This window comes from Corynebacterium sp. HMSC11E11, assembly GCF_001807025.1.
Taxonomy (GTDB): Bacteria; Actinomycetota; Actinomycetes; order Mycobacteriales; family Mycobacteriaceae; genus Corynebacterium; species Corynebacterium freneyi.
The window spans coordinates 12443-32566 of the sequence record NZ_KV787138.1 but is presented as its reverse complement, the minus strand read 5'-3'; the positions used below and the strand labels follow the sequence as shown (position 1 = coordinate 32566).

19 protein-coding genes are annotated in these 20124 nt (G+C 70.2%); 16 read left to right on the top strand and 3 right to left on the bottom strand.

Translation table 11 applies throughout. The features are described from left to right. Positions 1 to 71 precede the first annotated feature (71 nt). The 15 genes from HMPREF3121_RS05810 (at position 72) to rfbA (ending at position 16202) form a co-directional block, all read left to right on the top strand. Positions 72 to 1823, top strand: a complete 1752-nt coding sequence (locus HMPREF3121_RS05810; RefSeq protein WP_083291324.1) for a bifunctional uroporphyrinogen-III C-methyltransferase/uroporphyrinogen-III synthase — start codon at positions 72 to 74, stop codon at positions 1821 to 1823. A 70-nt stretch (positions 1824 to 1893) separates the two neighbouring features. Continuing rightward, positions 1894 to 2922 (top strand): porphobilinogen synthase, encoded by a 1029-nt coding sequence (hemB, locus tag HMPREF3121_RS05805; protein ID WP_070520874.1) that lies wholly within the window; start codon positions 1894 to 1896, stop codon positions 2920 to 2922. After that, the gene (locus HMPREF3121_RS05800) at positions 2919 to 3515 is read left to right on the top strand and encodes a hypothetical protein (protein WP_070520871.1); all 597 of its coding nucleotides are present in this window, start codon (positions 2919 to 2921) and stop codon (positions 3513 to 3515) included. The genes hemB and HMPREF3121_RS05800 overlap by 4 nt, the downstream gene beginning before the upstream one ends. Then, positions 3505 to 3891 (top strand): hypothetical protein, encoded by a 387-nt coding sequence (locus HMPREF3121_RS05795; RefSeq protein ID WP_070520868.1) that lies wholly within the window; start codon positions 3505 to 3507, stop codon positions 3889 to 3891. Before HMPREF3121_RS05800 ends, HMPREF3121_RS05795 begins: the two co-directional genes overlap by 11 nt. Beyond that, complete coding sequence (locus HMPREF3121_RS05790) at positions 3888 to 6665, top strand: heavy metal translocating P-type ATPase (RefSeq protein ID WP_083291323.1); 2778 nt, start codon at positions 3888 to 3890, stop codon at positions 6663 to 6665. The genes HMPREF3121_RS05795 and HMPREF3121_RS05790 overlap by 4 nt, the downstream gene beginning before the upstream one ends. 67 nt (positions 6666 to 6732) lie before the next feature. Then, complete coding sequence (hemL, locus tag HMPREF3121_RS05785; RefSeq protein ID WP_371327326.1) at positions 6733 to 8064, top strand: glutamate-1-semialdehyde 2,1-aminomutase; 1332 nt, start codon at positions 6733 to 6735, stop codon at positions 8062 to 8064. A gap of 20 nt (positions 8065 to 8084) precedes the next feature. Continuing rightward, on the top strand, positions 8085 to 8705 hold the full coding sequence (locus HMPREF3121_RS05780; protein ID WP_070521008.1) for a histidine phosphatase family protein: 621 nt from the start codon (positions 8085 to 8087) through the stop codon (positions 8703 to 8705). Between the two features lie 91 nt (positions 8706 to 8796). After that, positions 8797 to 9411: a TlpA disulfide reductase family protein gene (locus tag HMPREF3121_RS05775; RefSeq protein WP_070520860.1), complete on the top strand. Its 615-nt coding sequence runs from the start codon at positions 8797 to 8799 to the stop codon at positions 9409 to 9411. Further along, complete coding sequence (locus HMPREF3121_RS05770) at positions 9412 to 10179, top strand: cytochrome c biogenesis CcdA family protein (protein WP_035120029.1); 768 nt, start codon at positions 9412 to 9414, stop codon at positions 10177 to 10179. Positions 10180 to 10252: 73 nt separating this feature from the next. Further along, on the top strand, positions 10253 to 11863 hold the full coding sequence (locus HMPREF3121_RS05765; RefSeq protein WP_070520857.1) for a cytochrome c biogenesis protein ResB: 1611 nt from the start codon (positions 10253 to 10255) through the stop codon (positions 11861 to 11863). Between the two features lie 188 nt (positions 11864 to 12051). Continuing rightward, the gene (gene ccsB, locus HMPREF3121_RS05760) at positions 12052 to 13095 is read left to right on the top strand and encodes a c-type cytochrome biogenesis protein CcsB (protein WP_070520854.1); all 1044 of its coding nucleotides are present in this window, start codon (positions 12052 to 12054) and stop codon (positions 13093 to 13095) included. Continuing rightward, positions 13095 to 13475: a hypothetical protein gene (locus HMPREF3121_RS05755; protein ID WP_070520851.1), complete on the top strand. Its 381-nt coding sequence runs from the start codon at positions 13095 to 13097 to the stop codon at positions 13473 to 13475. The genes ccsB and HMPREF3121_RS05755 overlap by 1 nt, the downstream gene beginning before the upstream one ends. Before the next feature lie 20 nt (positions 13476 to 13495). Beyond that, positions 13496 to 14563, top strand: a complete 1068-nt coding sequence (locus HMPREF3121_RS05750; protein WP_070520849.1) for a dTDP-glucose 4,6-dehydratase — start codon at positions 13496 to 13498, stop codon at positions 14561 to 14563. Between the two features lie 27 nt (positions 14564 to 14590). Then, positions 14591 to 15319 carry a dTDP-4-dehydrorhamnose 3,5-epimerase family protein gene (locus HMPREF3121_RS05745; protein ID WP_083291321.1) on the top strand — a complete coding sequence of 243 codons (729 nt, stop codon included), beginning with the start codon at positions 14591 to 14593 and terminating at the stop codon, positions 15317 to 15319. A gap of 7 nt (positions 15320 to 15326) precedes the next feature. Beyond that, positions 15327 to 16202 (top strand): glucose-1-phosphate thymidylyltransferase RfbA, encoded by an 876-nt coding sequence (gene rfbA / locus HMPREF3121_RS05740; protein ID WP_070520846.1) that lies wholly within the window; start codon positions 15327 to 15329, stop codon positions 16200 to 16202. Positions 16203 to 16647: 445 nt separating this feature from the next. Here the strand turns inward: rfbA and HMPREF3121_RS05735 are convergent, their stop codons facing one another. After that, positions 16648 to 17091: a hypothetical protein gene (locus tag HMPREF3121_RS05735; protein ID WP_070520843.1), complete on the bottom strand. Its 444-nt coding sequence runs from the start codon at positions 17089 to 17091 to the stop codon at positions 16648 to 16650. A gap of 43 nt (positions 17092 to 17134) precedes the next feature. Between HMPREF3121_RS05735 and HMPREF3121_RS12705 the strand changes: the two genes are divergently transcribed. Then, positions 17135 to 17545: a DUF4229 domain-containing protein gene (locus HMPREF3121_RS12705; protein WP_070520841.1), complete on the top strand. Its 411-nt coding sequence runs from the start codon at positions 17135 to 17137 to the stop codon at positions 17543 to 17545. 71 nt (positions 17546 to 17616) lie between these two features. On the opposite strand, the gene HMPREF3121_RS05725 is transcribed toward HMPREF3121_RS12705, so the two are convergent. Both HMPREF3121_RS05725 and HMPREF3121_RS05720 read right to left on the bottom strand, forming a co-directional pair. Then, entirely contained in the window at positions 17617 to 18522 is a 906-nt protein-coding gene (locus HMPREF3121_RS05725) for a 1,4-dihydroxy-2-naphthoate polyprenyltransferase (RefSeq protein ID WP_070520838.1), read from the bottom strand. After that, positions 18519 to 19874 (bottom strand): AMP-binding protein, encoded by a 1356-nt coding sequence (locus tag HMPREF3121_RS05720; protein WP_246816084.1) that lies wholly within the window; start codon positions 19872 to 19874, stop codon positions 18519 to 18521. Before HMPREF3121_RS05720 ends, HMPREF3121_RS05725 begins: the two co-directional genes overlap by 4 nt. Positions 19875 to 20124: the final 250 nt, after the last annotated feature.

The window sequence follows — 20124 nt, the reverse complement described above, 5'->3', positions numbered from 1 at the left end:
GGGGCCCGCCGGCCCTCCGTTTCAGACAAACCCGCCCCCGAACCACCGAGAAGAAGAGCAACGCCACCACGATGAGCACCCCCCGCACGACGCCCGCCGGACGAATCCTGTTCGTCGGCGCGGGCCCGGGCAACCCGGACCTGCTGACGCTGCGCGCCCGCGAAGTCCTCGCCGGCACTTCCGTAGCCTTCGTCGACCCCGACGTTATGCCGGGCGTACGCGAACTCGTCGCCGCCGATCTTCCGGTGCCGGAGGACGTCCTTCGCGAGGCGGAGGAGGCCTACGAGCGCCTGTGCGCCGACGCGAAGGCCTCGGGATCGCGCCGCAAGCCGCCGCGCCCCGCCCCGCCGACCGCCGCGGACATCCGCGAGCCCATCGAGGACCCCACCGAAATGAGCCGCGCCCTCGTCGCCGAGGCCCGCCGCGGCCACGACGTCGTCCGCCTCGTCGCCGGCAACCCGTTGACCAGCGACGCCGTGCTCGCCGAGATCAACGCCGTGTCGCGCAACAACATCGAGTTCCAGATCGTGCCCGGCATGTCCGTGCCGTCGACGGTCCCGGCCTTCGCCGGCATCGCCCTGGGCTCGACGTACACCGAAACCGATCTCGGGCGCGCCGACGTCGACTGGGACGAGCTCGCCGCCGCCCCGCAGCCGCTGGTGCTGCAGGCCGTCGAGGACGACCTGTCGGCCATCGCCGGGGAACTGTCCGCCCGGGGCCTGCCGGACTCGCTGCCGGCCTCGGTGACCGTCCACGGCACCACCCGCCTGCAGCGCACCTACGACGTCACGCTGGGCACCCTCGCCCAGTTGTCGGGCGACCTGTCCGGCCCGCTGGTGGTCACCCTGGGCAAGGGCGTCGACAAGCGTTCGAAGTACAGCTGGTGGGAAAACCGCGCGCTGTACGGCTGGAACGTGCTGGTGCCGCGCGCGAAGGGCCAGGCCGGCCCGATGCGCACCCGCCTGGCCGCCCATGGCGCCATTCCGATCGAGGTGCCGACCATCTCCATCGAGCCGCCGCGCAGCCCCGCCCAGATGGAGCGCGCGGTCAAGGGCCTGGTCGACGGGCGCTACCAGTGGGTGGTGTTCACGTCGGTCAACGCCGTCAACGCGGTGTGGGACAAGTTCACCGAGTTCGGCCTGGACGCGCGGTCGTTCGCCGGCGTGCGCATCGCCGCGGTCGGCCACAAGACGGCGGCCGCGATCCGCGAGCTGGGCATCACGCCCGAGCTGCTGCCCGACCCGACCCGCCAGAACGCGGCCGGCGTCGTCGAGGTGTTCCCCGAGTTCATCGAGGGCATGGACCCGGTCAACCGGGTGCTGCTGCCGCGCGCCGACATCGGCACCGACGTGCTGGTCGACGGGCTCATCGATTTGGGCTGGGAGGTCGACGACGTCACCGCCTACCGCACGGTGCGCGCCGCCCCGCCGAGCGCGGAGATCCGCAGCATGATCAAGACCGGCGGTTTCGACGCCGTGTGCTTCACCTCCGGGTCGACGGTGAAGAACCTGGTGGGCATCGCGGGCAAGCCGCATGCGCGCACCATCATCGCGTGCATCGGCCCGATGGCGGCGGCCACCGCCCGCGAGTACGGGCTGCGCGTCGACGTCATGCCGGAGCGGGCGGGCATCACCGATCTGGTGGACGCCCTGGCCGAGCACGTCGCCACGCTGCGTGCCGCCGGCCAGCTGCCGCCGCCGCGGAAGAAGCGCCGCAAGCGGAGCACGGAGGCCAAGGCCCCGCAGGCCGCGCAGGCCCCGCAGGCTGCGGCCGAGTCGCGTGACGACGGCCCGGCGCAGACGGCGGAAACGGCCGCCGAGTAGGCGACGCCGGGGTCGGCCGCGGGCGGGACCCCGGTGCCCGTTTCCCGGCGGTCGGCCGTACCCTGGGGGCATGACGGAATCCGGTATCCCCTCAGCCAACGTTCCCGCCCCGATCCGCAGGCCGCGCCGCCTGCGCTCCACCCCGGTGATGCGGCGGATGACGGCGGAGACGTCGCTTGCGGTCGATGATCTGATCCTGCCCATGTTCGTCGCCGACGGCCTGGACGGGCCCCGCCCGATCTCCTCGCTGCCCGGCGTGGCGCAGCACACGGAGGATTCGCTGGTTCGCGCGGTCGAGGAGGCCGCGGAACTGGGCATCCCCAGCGTCGACCTGTTCGGCGTGCCGCTGGACTCGGACAAGGACGCCGAGGGCGCGTGTTCGTGGCGGGAGGACGGGGTGCTCAACCGGGCGCTGTCGCGCCTGCGCCGCGAGTTCGGCGACGACGTGCTGATCATGGCCGACACCTGCCTCGACGAGTTCACCGATCACGGCCACTGCGGCGTGCTGCGGGAGGACCGCTGGGGCCGCACCGTCGTCGACAACGACGCGACGCTGACCAACTACGCCCGCATGGCCGTCGCCCAGGCCGACGCCGGCGCCCACATCGTGTCGCCGTCCGGAATGATGGACGGCCAGATCGAGGTCATCCGCGCCGCGCTCGACGAGGCCGGTCACGCCGACGTCGCCATCATGGCGTACTCGGCGAAGTACGCCTCCGCTTTCTACGGCCCGTTCCGCGAGGCCGTCGGCAGCTCGCTGCAGGGCGATCGCCGCACCTACCAGCAGGATCCGGCGAACCGTCGCGAGAGCCTGCTGGAAGTCGAGCTCGACGTCGCCGAGGGCGCCGACTTCGTGATGGTCAAGCCCGCGATGGCGTACCTGGACATCGTGCGCGAGGTCGCCGACATGTCGCCGGTGCCCGTCGCCGCCTACCAGGTGTCCGGCGAATACGCGATGATCCACGCGGCCGCCGCCAACGGCTGGATCGACCTGGAGGCCGCGATGATGGAATCCGTCCTGGGCATTCACCGGGCCGGTGCCGAGCAGGTGCTCACCTACTTCGCCGTTGACATCGCCCGGAAGCTCCGGCAGCGATGAGCGAGCGTCCCGCACCGCCGGAGCAGATCGTCGGCGCCTGGCAGGCGTGGTTGGCCACGTGCGTGCTGCAGGTTGCGGCGGCGATGACCACGCTGGCCATCAATCTGCTCAACCCCGGCGCGCTGCTCGACGTCTCGGGTTTCGGAGGCGAGCCGGTCGGGGGTTCGTTCCCCGAGCTCAGCGCCGACGAGAAGATCATGGTGGCCCGCGGATCGGCGATCTTGACCATGCTCCTCACCGTGGTGTTCGCGGGCATATTCGCGTTTTTGACGTTCCGCATGCGCGCCGGCGCCAAGTGGGCCCGCCTCATCCTCGTGGCGGGTTCGGCGTATTTGATCGTGCGCATGCTCACCGTGCTCATGGGCGGCCCGGTCGGCCCGTGGCCGCTGGCCCCGGTTCCGCTTCAGCTCGCGGACGGCGCCCTGACCATCGCGTCGGCCACCGCCGCGGGCGCCGCCGTCGTGCTGGCCTCGGGGCGCAACGCCATGGAGTATTTTGGCGCCGGAGGAAGCGATTCCGGCGATGGTCCGGGATCGGCGTCGGGGAAGGGTCCCCGGCGTGGTCGTGGAAAGGAAGGCGGACATGGCCGCTGACGCAACCGTCGGTCGCCCCGCATGGCTGTTGACGTTGATCGGCGGGGCCATCGCGCAGGCCGTCGTGGCTTTGCTGGTGCTCACGGAGGATCGCTCCGGCGTGCGTGCCGACGTCTCCCGGGACATCGTCATCGTCGGCGTGTTGGGCATCGTCACGGCGATCGTCGTCGCGGTGCTCGCCCCCTCCGCCGGGGAGTCGAAGGTGGTCCGCCGGGTGCTGATGGGCGTCATCGCCCTGGTGGCGTTCGTCTCGCTCGCCGGCAGCATGGCCATGGCCGTGACGCCGTGGACGGCGGTTCCCGCCGGCGTGATGGTCATCGGCCTCGTCCTGCTGTACCGCGACCTCAAGGCCGGCAAAGGCGGCGCGGCGCAATGAGCCCGTCATCGCGGCCCCCGAATTGCACCGCCGCCCCGAGTGAACCCGGCGAGGGCGCCCCGGACCCCAAGGATGGGGCGACCCCGACGTCGGCGGGCCCCGCGGGTGCGGGCCATCGCGGGCGATCCGCGACGGCGGACGCATCGGTGCATGACGCCGAGCACGTCAAGGCGCGGGAACTGCGCGAGACCGACGAACGGGTCAACCGCGCCATCGATGAGGCGAAGGAGGCCGCCGCGTGGTTGCGGTCGTCGCGCCGCCATGACGACGACGAAAGCCTCCACCAGCGGCTGGCCCGCCGCACCGGCACGGGGCTGACGTCCTACGGTCTGGTCCTGGAGGGACTGGAGTCGGCGCTGGCCGCAGACGAGGCGGAGAAGATCCTCGACGCTTTTCCCGACGTGACGGCCACCGTCGTCTACTCGCCGGGCCGCGCGTGGATCACCGCCCCCGACGACTTGCCCCCGGACACGCTCATCGCCGCGCTCGAGGAACACGGCATCGTCGCCTACCTGACCCGCAATTCGCTGCGCCGCCGGGCCACCCGGTTGGACGCGGCGCCCCGTCGCCGTCCGGCCGTGCCCGCCGCCGCACAGCAGATGGCCGAGGCGAGGATCCGTCGTCGTGAAGAAGCGCTGCTCGCGGAAGGCTCCAACGAGGTCCTGTTCACGGCCCGCGCCCTGGTGACGCGGACGAGGTTCATCGTGTCGCTGCTGCTGAGCATCCCGGTGCTCGTGCTGTCGCTGCACGTGCCGTGGCAATTCGACGGATGGCAGTGGTGGGCCGCCGCCCTGACCACCGTCGTGGCGCTGTGGGGCGGCTGGCCGTTCCACCGCGCGATGCTGGCGTCGATGCGCAGGAGAATGTCCGCGCTCGACGGGGCCAGCGCCGTGGCCATCCTCGCCGCGTGGGCCTGGTCCATCGGGGAGATCGTCTTCGGCGAGGCGGGCCGGATCGGCTTCACGACGTCGCCGACGTGGTTCGCCTTCAACTACGACCGCAATGCGCCCGCGGAGCTTTTCCTCGACGTCGCCTGCGGCGTGACCGTGCTGCTGTTGGCCGGTCGCTTGGCCACCAGATACAACCGCGTGCGCACCGGCGCCGCCATGAGCGTGTTGCGCATCCCCGCCGACCGTCAGGTCACCGTGGTGCGCAAGACGGGCAAGGCCGCCAAACCCGAGCATCGCCGCGTGCCGGTGGCGGAGCTCAACATCGGCGAGGACGTCGTCGTCCCGCCCGGGCAGATCATCCCCGTCGACGGCAGCGTCGTCGGCGGCGCCTCCCGGGTCGACTCCCGGGCCGTCGGGGGAGGGGCCGAGCCGACCGAGGTGAAGGTCAACTCCCGGGTGTGGGCCGGGTCGATGAACCTGGATCAGAAGCTCAAGGTCCGCGTGTCGCGCACCGGTTCCAAGACGCGTGCGGCCGCCATTCAACGGTGGATCCAGACCGCCATCCGCGAAGAGGACGTCGCCCACCAGACCGCAGTGCGCTCCGCGTCGGTGCTCGTGCCGTGGACGATGACGCTGGCGGTGTCGGCGTTCGGCATCTGGTGGCTCGTCTCCGGCGGCCCGGGCGGGGCCTTCGCCGTGGCGCTGGCCATCCTCATCGGCATCGCGCCGGTGGCCCTGGCCATGTCGACGTCGACGGCGCTGCGCATCGGCATTCTCTCCGCCGCCGAACGCGGCCTGCTCATCCGCAACGCCGACGCGTTCCGGTCGCTGGCCGTCGCGGACTCCGTGATGTTCAACCGCGTGGGCACCCTGACCGAGGGGGAGATGCACGTCCTGCAGGTGCAGGCGGCGCAGGGGGAGAACCCCGAACTGATCCTCCGCGTCGCCGGCGCCCTGATGATGGAATCCGACCACCCGGTCTCCGCCGCGATCGTGCGCGCATGCCGCGTCTCCCGGGACTCCGGAACCGGCGGCGGCGACGTCCCCCACTGGATCGAAGTCCACCACGTCGAAATCGACGCCGACGGAGCGTTCATCGGCCAGGCGGAATTGCCGGTGGCCAACTCCGACGGCGAGGTCGAAATGCGCTTCGTCGAGGCCAGCCTGTGGCGCCCCCGCGACATGTCGGCGCTGGACGAGCGCATGGCCGTCGCCGCGATGGGCGGCGGCACGCCCCTGGTGATCAGCTGGCGCGGCAAGATCCGCGGCGTCATCACCGTCGGCGAGGACATCAAACCCGATGCAGTCGAGGCCATCGACGAGCTGGAGGACATGGGCGTCGACACCATCATGATCACCCGCGACCCGTACCCGGTGGCCCGGCGCTTCGCCGACCGCCTGGGCATTTCGCGCGTCTACGCGGGCATCGTCCCCGGACGGAAGGCCGCGGCCGTGCGCGGCGTCCACGCCGGCGGGGAGACCGTGGTGATGGTCGGCGGTTCCGACGTCGCCGAATGCCTCCGCGTCGCCGACGTCGGCGTGCTCATGGAGGCCGACGCGGGCGTCGACGACCTCGAGATCGAGGAGTCGGACGTGGTGTCCCTGCGCTCGCGGGTCGGCTCCATCCCGGAGGCCATCTCCCTGGCGCGCGACGTCACCCGGACCATGTCCGGCAACATCACCTTCGCCTGGGGCTACAACATCGCAGTGCTGGTGTTGTCCGTCGCGGGCGTGCTGCACCCCCTCACCGCATCGGTGCTCATGGTGCTGGTCGGGCTGTGGATCGAATGGCGGTCGCGTCGCCTCAACCGCATCATGGGCCGCGGCGGCAAACGCCCGGCTCTGTCGCGCCGCATGGTCTCCCGCGCAATGGGCCGAAGCTGACGCCGGAGGCGACGCGGGACGGGGCGGGTGCGCCCGATGCGCGGGCGTTTTCCCTACGATGGGCGGCGTGACTACACCCCAGCGGACCTCAAATCAGCAGACGGACAAATCCGCGCGGCTCTTCGCCGACGCACGTGCGGTGACCCCGGGCGGAGTGAATTCCCCCGTGCGCGCATTCGGCTCGGTGGGCGGCACGCCCCGCTTCATCGAGTCGGCGCAGGGGTCGCGTCTTCGGGACGTCGACGGCAACGAATACGTTGACCTCGTGTGCTCCTGGGGCCCCATGCTCATGGGTCACGCCCACCCGGCCGTCGTCGAGGCCGTCCGCGAGGCCGCCGGCCGCGGCCTGTCCTTCGGCGCCCCCACCGCGGGCGAGGCCGAGTTGGCGCAGGAGATCATCGACCGCACCTCCGTGGAGGAGGTCCGCCTGGTCAACTCCGGCACCGAGGCCACCATGTCGGCGGTGCGCCTGGCCCGCGGCTTCACCGGCCGCAGCAAGGTCGTGAAGTTCGACGGCTGCTACCACGGCCACGTCGACGCGCTGCTGGCCTCGGCCGGGTCGGGCGTCGCCACCTTCGGCCTGCCGGATTCCCCGGGCGTCACCGGCGCCTCGGCCGCCGACACCATCGTCGTGCCCTACAACGACGTCGACGCCGTGCGCCGCGCCTTCGCCGAGAACCCGGGCGAGATCGCCTGCATCATCTCCGAGGCCGCCGCCGGCAACATGGGCACCGTCGCGCCGGGCGAGGGCTTCAACGCCGAGCTCAAGCGCATCGCCAACGACGACGGCGCCCTGCTGATCCTCGACGAGGTCATGACGGGCTTCCGCACCTCCGCCAAGGGCTGGTACGGCATCGACGGCGTCGCCGGCGACCTGACCACGTTCGGCAAGGTCGTCTCCGGCGGTCTGCCCGCCGCGGCGTTCGGCGGCCGCCGCGACATCATGGAGCACCTCGCCCCGCAGGGCCCCGTGTACCAGGCAGGCACGCTGTCGGGTAACCCCGTCTCCGTCGCCGCCGGTCTGGCCAGCCTCCGGGCCGCCGACGATGCGGTGTACGCGGCCGTCGCCGCCAACGCCGACCGCATGGCGGGCATCCTGTCGGACGCGCTGACCGCCGAGGGCGTCGCCCACAACATCCAGCGCGCCGCCACGTTCTTCTCCCCGCGTTTCGCGGAAGGGGAGGGCCGCAACTTCGCCGACATGAAGGCCGCGGACACGTTCCGGTACCCGGCGTTCTTCCACGCGCTGCTGGAAAACGGCGTCTACGCCCCGCCGAGCTGCTTCGAGACGTGGTTCGTCTCCTCCGCCCTCACCGACGACGACTTCGAGATCATCGAGTCGGCCGCGCGCGTGGCCGCCGAGGCCGCAGCTGCGGCGACCCCGGAGGCCGGCAAGTGACCGGGTCGGGCACCGGGCGCATGCCCGTCCATTCGCCGCGCACGATCGTCCACCTGGTGCGTCATGGCGAGGTGCACAATCCGTCGCAGATCCTCTACGGCCGACTTCCGGGTTACCGCCTGTCGGACCGGGGTCGCGCGATGGCGGAGGCGACGGCGGAGTCCTTCGCCGGCCACGACGTCGCCTACGTCGCGTGTTCGCCGCTGCAGCGCACCCGCGAGACGTGTGAGCCGGTGACGCGCGTGACGGGCCTGGAGCCGGTCATCGACGCCGACGTGCTGGAGGCGGGCAACACCTTCGAGGGGCTGCACGTCCGCGGTTGGGATTCCGATCTGTGGAACCCGCGCTATTGGCCGCGTCTGCTGCGTCCGAGCGTGCCCAGCTGGGGCGAGCCGTACGAGGAGATCGCCGACCGCATGTACCGTGCCATCGACCGCGCCCGCGAGGCCGCGGAGGGCCGGGAGGCGATCATCGTCACGCACCAGCTGTGCGTCGTCGCCGCCGCGCGTCGCGCCCGTGGCCTGCGGCTGGCCCACAACCCGGCGAACCGCCAGTGCGATCTGTCGTCGGTGACGTCGCTGGTCTACCTCGGCGACACCATCGTCGACGTGCGCTACTCGGAGCCGGCGGGCCACCTCTGACTGACGGCGGCCCCAACAGTGATTCGGTGTCGCGGCGCCGTTATCGTTACATTGCAGTGGACCCCGATCTTCGAAACGGACGGCACCCGACATGCGCCCCCTTTTCCGCACCATCGCCGCCGTGGCGGGCATTGGCCTGGCCATGACGCTGACGGCGTGTTCCGACGACACCGTCGGCCATGATGCCGTGGCCATCGGCGGCACCTTCGAGTTCGTCTCGCCCGGCGGGCAGACGGTCATCGAATACGCCCCGGAGGACCGTGCCCCGGTCGCCGACGTGTACGGGAAGTCCCTCATGGAGGACGACGCGGAGATCCACCTGTCGGATTTCGAGGGTGAGATCGTCGTCCTCAACGCATGGGGCCAGTGGTGCGCGCCGTGCCGTTCCGAGTCGGATGACCTGCAGATCGTCCACGAGAAGATGCAGGACGCCGGCCTGGGCACGATCCTGGGCATCAACGTCCGGGACCACGTCATTTCCGCTCCCCGCGACTTCGTGGAGGACAACGGCCTGACCTACCCGTCGATCTACGACCCGCCGTTCGTCAACGCCGCCGCTCTCGGCGGCATCCCCGCGTCGGTGATTCCGACGACGATCATCCTGGACCGCGAACACCGCCCGGCGATGGTCTTCCTGAAGGAAATCGACGAGTCGGAGTTGTGGGAGGCCGTCGAGAAGGTCGCCGCCGAGGATGGGGCGGCCTAAATGCTCCTCGCCTCCGGAGTCGGCGACGCGTTCGCGGACGCCGCGGCCCAGGGCCCGATCGTCCTGGCCGTGCTGGCTGCGGCCGCCGCGGGTCTGGTGTCCTTCGCCAGCCCGTGCGTGATTCCGCTGGTGCCCGGATACGTGTCGTACCTGACGGGCATTTCGGGTGCCGCCGGCAAGAGCCGTGCCCGGGTGGGCCTGGCGGCGCTGTTGTTCGTCGCCGGTTTCACCGTGATCTTCGTGCTCGGTTCGGCGTCGGTGTTCGGCCTGGTGTCCACGTTGCGCGTGGGGGCCCGGACGCTGACGGTCATCGGCGGCGTGGTCACCATCATCATGGGCCTGGTGTTCATGGGCATGGTGCCGGCGTTGCAGCGCGACACGCGCATGGCGCCGAAGCGGTGGACGACGTGGCTGGGCGCCCCGATGCTCGGCGCGGTGTTCGCGCTGGGGTGGACGCCGTGCCTGGGGCCGACGCTGACGGCCATCATTTCGGTGTCCGCGGGCACCGAGGGGCTGACCGCAGCGCGCGGCGTGGGGCTGATCGTGGCGTATTGCCTGGGCCTGGGCCTGCCGTTCATCCTCGTCGCGCTGGGCTCGGCCCGGGCGATGAAGGGCGTGGAGTGGCTGCGTCGCAATTCCCGCAGGATCCAGATCGCCGGCGGGGTGATGCTCGTTCTGGTGGGCATCGCGTTGGTGACGGGGATCTGGGACATGTTCGTCAATTGGATTCAGGTGGCGTTCATCACCGACACGGTGACGCCGATTTAAGGAGATGGCAGCAGGGATGGCGACAACCACGCAGGGGCAGGGTCGCGCGCGGGGAACCGTCGGCGCCAGGGCGATGCGTCCGGTGCGGGCGGCGTGGCGTTGGCTGACCAGCATGCGCACCGCGCTGATCCTGTTGTTCCTGCTCGCCTTCGCGGCCATTCCGGGCGCGTTGCTGCCGCAGCGTCAGCTGTCGCAGGAGAAGGTCGAGGAGTACCTGGCCAACAACGGCAAGATGGCGGAGATTTTCGACAAGCTGCAGCTTTTCGACGTTTTCTCCTCCTTCTGGTTCACCGCCATTTACGTGCTGCTGTTCGCGTCGTTGGTGGGGTGCATCATCCCGCGTTCCTGGGAGCACTGGCAGGCGATGCGCACGCCGCCGACGCGGGCGCCGAAGAATCTGGCCCGGTTGCCCATGAACGACGTGGGCGACGTCGACAAGCCCCTGCACGAGGTGAAGGCGGACGTCGCCGCGCGCCTGAAGCGGTGGCACGTGACGGAGACCCCGGCAGACGAGGACCGTGCGGGCGCGACGTCGTTTTCCGCCGAGCGCGGGTACCTGCGCGAGTTCGGCAACCTGGTGTTCCACCTGGGGTTGGTCGCGCTGCTGGTCACCATCGCCGCGGGCAAGATGCTGTACTACGAGGGCCAGGTCATCCTGGTCACGGACACCGGCACGGAGATCCAGGACGAGGCCGTCCAGGGTGCGGTGAGCAACCCGTTCTGCAACACGGCCCCGGCGAACTTCGACTCGCTGCGTTCGGGCAACACGTTCGACGGAACGGGCCTGAACCCGTTCTGCGTGCTGGTGGAGGATTTCGTCGCCGACTACCTGCCCAACGGCCAGGCGGAGATGTTCACGTCGAACATCCGCTGGGCCGACGGGGAGCACATGCGCGATCCGGTGGAGACGTGGAACGAGCAGCAGCTGCGGGTCAACCACCCGCTGCGCGTCGACGGCGACCGCGTGTACCTGCAGGGTCATGGTTTCGCGCCGGTGGTCCGCGTGACGTGGCCCAACGGCGAGTCCCGCACGTCGGTGGTGCAGTTCCGCCCGGATGATCCGACGTTCTTCCTGTCGTCGGGCGCCATGCGCTTCGACCCGCCGGCCGGCATGTACCCGGATCTGTACGAGCGCCGCCAGAATCAGATCGCCATCGAGGGTCTGTTCGCCCCGACCGCGGAGTTCACCGGCGACACCGGCCAGTTGCTGACGTCGGCGTACCCGGCGATGAACGATCCGGCCATCGCCGTCGACGTCTACCGCGGCGATGCGGGTCTGGACACCGGCCGCAGCCAGCAGCTGTTCTCGCTGGACCGCGATCTGATGCATTCGGGCCAGTTGGAGAAGATCGACCGCGTGAACCTGAAGGAGGGCGAGGACGTCACCCTCGACGACGGCACGAAGGTGGAGTTCCTCGGCGCCAAGGAGTTCGTCAACCTGCAGGTGTCGCATGACCCGACGCAGGTGTGGGTGCTGTGGTCGTCGATCGTGATGCTCGCCGGTCTGCTGGTGTCGCTGGCGGTGAAGCGCCGCCGCCTGTGGGTGCGCCTGCACCCGGTGTCGGACGGCGTCACCCGCGTGGAGTTCGGCGGTTTGGCCCGCACGGACCGCGCCGGTTGGGGCGACGAGTTCGATTCCTTCGTGCGCGGCGTGCTCGGCCGCCCGGAGCCGGAGGACGAGTAGCCGGTTCGGGCGCGGGCGTCCGGGCGCGGGTGTCCGGGCTCCGCACGGTGACTGCTTGACGACGGTCCGTCGTAAAGTTGGGTGCCCCCGGCCTGCGCAGATGCCCCCGGGGGTTGGGTTTTCGGCCCGATCGGGACTACGGTCATATCCGATCGCACGAACCTCCGGAAAGACAGGAAACGGCCCCGATGCCCGTCAATCAGACCCTGGCGCAGTACTCCGACTGGTCCTACTTCACGGCCTTCGCGCTGTACGCGCTGGCGCTGCTGCTGTTCGTCGCCTACTACGTCCGACGCCTGTCGGCCCTCGAGGCCCGGGCCGAGGCCCGCTCCGAGACGGCCGAGAAGGTCCTCGTCGGATCCGGCGCCGGAGGTGCGACCACCACCGCCGACGCGACCGGCGCCGCGGACTCCGCCGCCGACGGTTACGGCCCCGCCGACAATGACTCGCACGAGGTCGCCGAAAAGTTCCGGAAGGCCGCCTCGATCGGCTCGATGGCAGAGACGGTCCTCTACATCGGCGTCGCCGTGCACCTGGCGTCCGTCGTGCTGCGCGGCCTTTCCGCCGGGCGTTTCCCGTGGGGCAACCTGTACGAGTACATCACGGTGTTCACCCTGTTCGCCATGGTCATCGCGTCGGTGATCCTGCGCCGCAACGAAACCCGCGTCTTCTGGCCCTGGCTGCTCACCCCGGTCGCGGCCCTGATGTTCTACGGCGGCACCTCGCTCTACGCCGAGTCCGCCCCGGTCGTCCCGGCGCTGCAGTCGGTCTGGTTCCCGATCCACGTGTCCACCGTCTCCATCGGCGGCGGCATCTTCCTCGTCTCCGGCATCGCATCGCTGCTGTACCTGTTGCGCATCAAGCAGCCGAAGGGCGCCGAGAAGGGCCGCCTGGGCAAGCTGGCCATGCCGCTGCCGACCGCCAAGACCCTCGACGCCATCGCGTACCGCACCGCCATCTGGGCGTTCCCCCTGTTCGGCCTCGGCGTCGTCTTCGGCGCGATCTGGGCAGAGGTGGCGTGGGGTCGCTTCTGGGGCTGGGACCCGAAGGAGACCGTGTCCTTCGTCACCTGGATCGTCTACGCCGGCTACCTCCACGCCCGCGCGACGTCCGGCTGGCGCAACGCCGCGGCCGCGTGGATCAACATCGTCGGCTTCGCCACCATGGTGTTCAACCTTTTCTTCATCAACATGGTTGTTTCGGGCCTGCACTCCTACGCCGGCCTGAACTGATGCACGCGACGTCGAAGGGCTCCCTGACCCTGGGAGCGTTCCTGTTCCTCATCGGCCTGCTGTTCACCGTGCTCGCCCCCGGCGGGCTCGGCGAGGTGACCATGGTCGCCGGCGTCGCCATGATCCTGGCTGCGTTCGCGCCCCCGGGCGTCATCCGGCGGTTCGGCACGAAGCGGGCGCTGCTCGCCGGGATCGGCCTCATCGTCGTCGGCGCCGTGCTCACCGTCGCCGACTGGTCGGCCCGCACCGCAGGGTGGGTCGAAATCGTCGGCGGCGCGTTCTTCCTGGGCGGCATCCTGGTCATGACGATCTACGCCACCGCGCCGAAAGACTCCACCGGCGCGCCCGCACCGCACCACGACCGGATGGGACGGCCCTGACCGAGGGGTACGGTGGGCGCATGCGCATCCTCGTCACCGGCGGCGCCGGTTTCATCGGCTCGAACTTCGTGTTGCGGACCCTGGCCACCCGCCCGGACGTCGACGTCACCGTCCTCGACTCCTTCACCTACGCCGCCAACCCCGACAGCCTGCGCGAACGCCCCGCAACTCAGGCGTCGGGGGATTCCATGGCCCCCGCGTCCGCGACCTCCGCGACACCGTCGCCCTTCGTGTGCGAGGTGATCGAAGGCGACGTGCGCGACGGGGAACTCGTCGACCGGCTCGTCGCAAAGCACGATGCCGTCGTGCACTTCGCCGCGGAATCGCACAACGACAATTCCCTGCGCGACGCCGACCCGTTCGTCAGCTCCAACGTCGCCGGCACCGTCGCCGTGCTCAAGGCCTGCACGCGCCACGACGTGCGGCTGCACCACATCTCCACCGACGAAGTCTTCGGCGACCTCGCACTCGACGACCCCGCCCGATTCACCCCGCACACCGCCTACAACCCGTCGAGCCCGTACTCCGCGTCGAAGGCCGCCGCCGACCACTTCGTCCGCGCCTGGGTGCGCAGCTTCGGCCTGGCCGCGACGATCAGCAACTGCTCCAACAATTACGGGCCCCGCCAGCACCCCGAAAAGTTCATCCCCCGCCAAATCTGCAGACTGCTGCGCGGCCGGGCGCCCCGGCTCTACGGCACCGGCGACAACGTCCGCGACTGGATCCACGTCGACGACCACAACGACGCCGTCTGGACCATCCTCGACCGCGGCACCGCCGGCGAAACCTACCTCATCGGCGCCGACGGGGAGCGGGCCAACATCGACGTCATCGGCGACGTCCTCGCCGCATTCGGCCGCGACCGCGACGACTTCATCCACGTCACCGACCGGCCCGGCCACGACCGCCGCTACGCCATCGACCCGTCGTCCATGACCGCCCTGGACTGGGAACCCGCCCACCGCGACTTCGCCGCCGGACTGGCCGCCACCGTCGAGTGGTACCGCGACAACCCCGAATGGTGGGGGCGCGCATACGACGCCGCCGAAGCCGGTTACGCACGCGTGGAAAAGCAGATCACGCCCTGATCCGGCGCGGGCCCTAGACTCGGGAGCATGACGCAGGGCAACGACGAAACGCACCGCAGGGACTCGACCACCGACGCGACGGGCGACGCCCGCGCCACCTTCCGGCCCACCGCGATCCCGGGGGTCCACGTCTTCCAGCCGATCATCCACGGCGACGCGCGCGGGTCGTTCCACGAATGGTTCAAGGCCGACGCGTTCATCGACGCCACCGGCCACCCGTTCATCCCGGAGCAGGCGAACATGAGCGTCTCCGCCGCCGGAGTCGTCCGCGGCCTGCATTTCGCCGACGTCCCGCCGGGGCAGGCGAAGCTGGTCACCTGCGCCGCCGGCCGGGTGGTCGACGTCATCGTCGACGTCCGCCGCGGGTCCCCGACGTTCGGCGAGCACATCACCGTCGAGCTGGAGCCGGGCACCCGGCGGGTGGTTTACATTCCGGTGGGCGTGGCGCACGGTTTCGTCGCGCTCGACGACGACTCGGTGCTCACCTACCTGACCTCCACCGGATACGACCCCGAGATCGAAAGGGCCGTGTCCATCGCCGATCCGCAATTGGGCGTCGACATCGAGGGAATTCTCGCGGGCGCGGGGGTGGCCGTCGTAAAGCCGATCCTGTCCGACCGCGACGCCGCCGCACCCGCCATCGCCGAATTCGAAGCCGCCGGCGGGGCCCTGCCCGACTGGGAAGACTGCCGCGCCATGGAAAACGAACTGCGCGACGAATGGGCCATCGCCAACGAAGACGTCGGGGAGGCGTGACACCGCCATGAAGGGCATCATCCTCGCGGGCGGCACCGGATCGCGGCTGTGGCCCATCACGAAAGCCGTGAGCAAACAGCTCGTGCCCGTCTACGACAAACCGATGATCTACTACCCCCTGTGCACCCTGATGCTGGCCGGGGTGCGGGACATTCTGATCATCACCACGCCCGAGGACGCGCCGCAATTCACGCGCCTGCTCGGCGACGGGTCCGACTTCGGCGTCAACCTGACCTACGCCGAACAGGACGAACCCCGCGGCCTGGCGGAGGCGTTCATCATCGGCGCCGACCACATCGGCGACGAACCCGTGGCGCTGGTGCTCGGCGACAACATCTTCTACGGCGCCGGCCTGGGCACCCAGCTGCGGCGATTCCGCGAGCCCGGGGGAGGGGCGATCTTCGCCTACTGGGTCGCCGACCCCACCGCCTACGGCGTCGTCGACTTCGACGAAACCGGGAAGGCCACCGGGTTGCAGGAAAAGCCCGAGAATCCGCGGTCGAATTTCGCGGTGCCGGGCCTGTACTTCTACGGCCCCGACGTCGTCGACATCGCACGGGGGCTGGAGCCGTCGGCGCGCGGCGAATTGGAGATCACCGACATCAACCGCGCGTACCTCGAGCAGGGCCGACTCACGGTGGAGATCCTGCCGCGCGGCACGGCGTGGCTGGACACCGGGACCGTCGACATGCTCATGGCCGCAGGTGATTTCGTGCGGACCATCGAACAGCGGCAGGGCCTGAAGATCGGCTGCCCCGAGGAGGTCGCCTGGCGGATGGGGTGGCTTTCCGACGACGACCTCGAGCAGCGGGGGCGGGCCCTGGTGAAGTCGGGGTACGGCCAGTATTTGTTGCAGCTGCTCGCGCGCGGCAAAAACGTGTAGCCGGTGGCGGGATGGTCGGTCGGTACGCGACCAGCACGGACCTGACCGGCCCGCACTCGACCTGCGCGGGCTTGGTGTTCTTCGCAGTGGCCCCATCAGTCCCGGGTGCCTCAAATTTCGGGGCGTCGCCCAAAACGACTCATGTGATGTCGGTAAAACCCCAGGTCGGGCGAGAAGGCGGTGAGTCGTTTTGGGCGATTCGTGTGGTTTTACCGCGTAAGGGGCCGGCTGAGGACCGACGGAGGAGGCGGCAGAGAGTCGACGCCTTCGAAAACCGGACCATTCGCGTGGAGTGGAAGGTCAGGGACCGGTTTGGCGCAAAACCGGACCATGCGCCCAGAGTCGAAGGACCGTGATGGGCCAGCGGAGTGTCGGCAAAGACTCGGGGACCTTACAACCGGATCAATCGCCCGGAGTTGAAGGTCAGGAGTGAAGGCCTTGGTCGTCAGGAGTCCGCTTCGTCAGAGGTGGTGCCGTCGTCGGTGGTGTCGTTTCCGTCTGCGCGAGGGCCGTTGGCGCCGGAACCGTCGTCACTGCCGGTGTCGCTGCCTCGTCCGGCGTTGCCCGAGGCCCGGCGACGACGTTCCTCCGCCAGACGCCGCTGCTCACGTTCGGCCTCTTCGGCCCGCTCGCGGGCGCGCTGTTCGTCGAAACGCTGCTTTTCCAGGCGCCAAAGGAAATCCTCGTCGTCGTCGGGGCCCTTGATGCGCGGCTGCCCCGCCTCCGAGCGCGGGCCCCAACCGATTCCGCCGCGGCGATCACCGCCGAGCGAACCCGGCCCGGCCATGCCGCTGCGGCCCACGCCCTTGCCCCACGTACCGGGCCCGAAAGCGCGCCACACCAGCACGATCACGACGACGATCAGGATCAGAATCAACAAACGGCCCACCTGGCACCTCCTACGTAAACCCAGGATACGTAGAGTGTCATGTGTGAGTGACAATGCGAAGCAGACCCCCGGCGCCGCTGGTGCCCCTGGTGCCGCCGGTGCCGCCGGTGCCGCCGACGCCCCGGCGGCCGGACGTGGGCAGGCTCCCGACGAGAAGGCGCACCGCGCGCAGCGCAACCGGGCGTTCAAGGACGTGTTCTGGTACGGCCTCGCCCGGTTGGTGCTGTTCCTCGTCGTGTTCGCCGTGCTGGTCGGCGTCATCGTGCTGTTCGAGATTCAGATCCCGCTGGCCATCCTCGCCGTCCTGGCGTTGATCGTGGCCATGCCGGCGTCGGTGTTCCTCTTCCCGACGCTGCGCCTGCGAGCCAACGAAGGCGTGGCGGTGTGGGACGCCAACCGCCGCGCGCACAAGAAGTACGTGCGCGAGCAACTCGCCGAGCGCGAGGCGGAGTAGGCGCAGTAGACGGAGCACATGCCGACGGTGGCCCCGGCCTCCGGCTACGGCAACCCCCGCCCCGTTCCCGCCTATCCCAGCGCGAGCGCCAGGGCCGTGACCACGGCCCACAGCAGCATGGCCCGGCCCGCCATCCCCAGTACGGGGATGAGGTCCGGGCCCTTCGCGTTTCCGGTGACCGGGCGCGATGCGACGTAGATCAGGGGTGCCGCGACGAGCCCGACGAGCGCCCAGGGGGTGGCGAATGCCAGGGCGACGGTCGCGATCAGCGGCATGGCGGCGAGGGCGACCCATGCCTTGCGGGTGTTGGCGTCGCCGAGGCGCACGGCGAGGGTGACTTTGCCGGCTTCGGTGTCGGAGGGGATGTCGCGGAGGTTGTTGGCCAGGTTCACGGATGCGGAGATCGCGCCGACGGCGATGGCGGCGGTGACGCCGGGCCAGCTGATCCGTCCGGACTGGGTGAATTCGGTGCCGAGCACGGCGACGAGTCCGAAGAACACGAATACGGCGACTTCGCCGAGGCCGCGGTACCCGTAGGGGGTGTCGCCGCCGGTGTAGAACCAGGCTCCGGCGATGCAGGCGACGCCGACGAGGACGAGCCACCAGGCGCTGAGCAGGGCGAGGGCCAGGCCGGCGATGCCGGCGACGCCGAATGCGGCGAAGGCGGCGGTTTTCACGGTTTTCGGGGGGACGAGTCCGGATCCGGTGAGTCGTTGCGGGCCGGAGCGGTCGTCGTCGGTGCCGCGGATGCCGTCGGAGTAGTCGTTGGCGTAGTTGACGCCGACGATCAGCGCCCAGGCGACGATGAGTGCGAGGGCCGCGCGGCCCCACAGGATGTCGGAGTGGTGTGCGGCTGCGCCGACGCCGGCGACGACGGGGGCGAAGGCGTTGGCCCAGGTGTGGGGGCGGGCGCCTTCGAGCCAGTCGGAGAAGGTGGCGGGCCGGTCGGCGGGGGCGGGGGTGGTGCGCGCGGTCATTGGGACATCATCTCCCATCGGGTGGAGAGCTGTTCGGCCAGGTTCGTGCGGTCGAGCTTTCCGCTGGGCAGGGTGGGCAGTTGCTTGACGACGAAGACGGCTCTGGGCACTTGGTGTTTGTCCAGGGCAGGGGCCAGGCGGGTGCGGAGGTGTTCGGAGATGGCGTGGTCGGTGGCGGGGGGTTGGGAGAGGATGTCCCCGGCGAGCGTCACGGCGGCGACGACGGCGTTGCCGAGTTCGGGGTGGGGTACGCCGACGACGGCCGCGTCGGCGATGCCGTCGAGTGCGGTCAGCGCGTCTTCGATGGGGCCGGGCAGGAATTTGAGGCCGCCGGAGACGATGACGTCGTCGATGCGGCCGAGCACCGTGAGCCGGGTCGCCCCGGCCGGGCCGGACCCATCGGGGGAAACCGTGTCGGGGGAACCGATGTCGCGGGAGTCGGTGTCGGGGGAAACCGTGTCGGGGGAACCGGCGTCGGGGGAGGAGGTGATGCGGCCGGCGTCGGAGGTGCGGAAAACGCCGTGGACGTCGTCGGGGCGCTGCGGGGTGCGCGGGGCGGGGGCGGGCCGCAGGTCCGGGGAATCGACGTTGCGGTACCCGCGGGAGACCATCGGGCCGGTGATGACGATGCGGCCGGAGTCTTCTTCGACGGACACTTCCGCGCCGTCGAGGGGCACGCCGTCGTATGCGATGCCGCCGGAGGTTTCGGACGAGCCGTAGCTGGTCACCGCGATGATCCCGGCGGCACGGGCCCGGGCCAGCAGCTCCGGCGCCGTGGCCTGGCCTCCGACCAGCACCCCATCCAGCGTCGCCAGCGCCTCGGTGGCGGCGGGGTCGTCGAGGATCCTCCGCAACTGCAGCGGAACCACCGACGTATAACGGCGACGCCCGGTCATCGCCCCGATGGCGTCGGCCATTGCGCCGGGGCGGAAGCCGTCGTCAAGCTCCATGGCCGCCGGAACCTCGCCGGCCCTGATCGTGCGCAACAGAACCTGCAGCCCCGCGATGTGGGCCGGGGGAGTGGCCAACAACCACTGACCCGGCCCACCCAGACGGGCGTGGGTCGCATCGATCGACGCGCACAGGTTCGCCATGGTGAGCATCGCCCCCTTGGGGGTGCCCGTCGAGCCGGACGTGCAGGCGACGATCGCCACGTCGGCGGAGATGGGTTCGCCCGCGGCCTGGGACCGGGCTAGCAGATCCGCCCGGGCCGGATCATCGGCGGGAACCGGCAGCAGGGAGCGCCTCCCGGCCAAGGCATCGGCCAGGGCGGGGACGGCGTCGAGGGCGCGCCGACCCGGCCACATGGGCAACGATTCGAGTCGGCGCGTAACAACTTCCTTGGTGTGCACGATTGTCAGGGTAGGTGTCCGCCCCACCCCCGCGGCGGTCGCCCGCCGGGTGCGGGCCGAGCGTGCGCCCGGGATGAATGGGGTTTCCGCTTTCGGAATCGGTGCGGGACCCTTATGCTCGTTGCAGTTTGGATGATTCCGTACCTGGCGTCGGCACCCGTGCCCATGCGGCACCGGTGCGGACGGCACGTCGGCGAAAGTCCCCCATGCGGCCCGACCGGCCGCGACAACCACGAACAACCGAAGGAAA

Coding starts and splice junctions, on each gene's coding strand:
- HMPREF3121_RS05780 (WP_070521008.1), top strand. CDS start 8,085: ATGCCCGTCCATTCGCCGCGCACGATCGTCCACCTGGTGCGTCATGGC.
- HMPREF3121_RS05745 (WP_083291321.1), top strand. CDS start 14,591: ATGACGCAGGGCAACGACGAAACGCACCGCAGGGACTCGACCACCGAC.
- HMPREF3121_RS05755 (WP_070520851.1), top strand. CDS start 13,095: ATGCACGCGACGTCGAAGGGCTCCCTGACCCTGGGAGCGTTCCTGTTC.
- HMPREF3121_RS05800 (WP_070520871.1), top strand. CDS start 2,919: ATGAGCGAGCGTCCCGCACCGCCGGAGCAGATCGTCGGCGCCTGGCAG.
- HMPREF3121_RS05725 (WP_070520838.1), bottom strand. CDS start 18,522: ATGACCGCGCGCACCACCCCCGCCCCCGCCGACCGGCCCGCCACCTTC.
- HMPREF3121_RS05810 (WP_083291324.1), top strand. CDS start 72: ATGAGCACCCCCCGCACGACGCCCGCCGGACGAATCCTGTTCGTCGGC.
- HMPREF3121_RS05770 (WP_035120029.1), top strand. CDS start 9,412: ATGCTCCTCGCCTCCGGAGTCGGCGACGCGTTCGCGGACGCCGCGGCC.
- ccsB (WP_070520854.1), top strand. CDS start 12,052: ATGCCCGTCAATCAGACCCTGGCGCAGTACTCCGACTGGTCCTACTTC.
- HMPREF3121_RS05795 (WP_070520868.1), top strand. CDS start 3,505: ATGGCCGCTGACGCAACCGTCGGTCGCCCCGCATGGCTGTTGACGTTG.
- HMPREF3121_RS05775 (WP_070520860.1), top strand. CDS start 8,797: ATGCGCCCCCTTTTCCGCACCATCGCCGCCGTGGCGGGCATTGGCCTG.
- hemB (WP_070520874.1), top strand. CDS start 1,894: ATGACGGAATCCGGTATCCCCTCAGCCAACGTTCCCGCCCCGATCCGC.
- HMPREF3121_RS05790 (WP_083291323.1), top strand. CDS start 3,888: ATGAGCCCGTCATCGCGGCCCCCGAATTGCACCGCCGCCCCGAGTGAA.
- HMPREF3121_RS05750 (WP_070520849.1), top strand. CDS start 13,496: ATGCGCATCCTCGTCACCGGCGGCGCCGGTTTCATCGGCTCGAACTTC.
- rfbA (WP_070520846.1), top strand. CDS start 15,327: ATGAAGGGCATCATCCTCGCGGGCGGCACCGGATCGCGGCTGTGGCCC.
- HMPREF3121_RS05765 (WP_070520857.1), top strand. CDS start 10,253: ATGCGTCCGGTGCGGGCGGCGTGGCGTTGGCTGACCAGCATGCGCACC.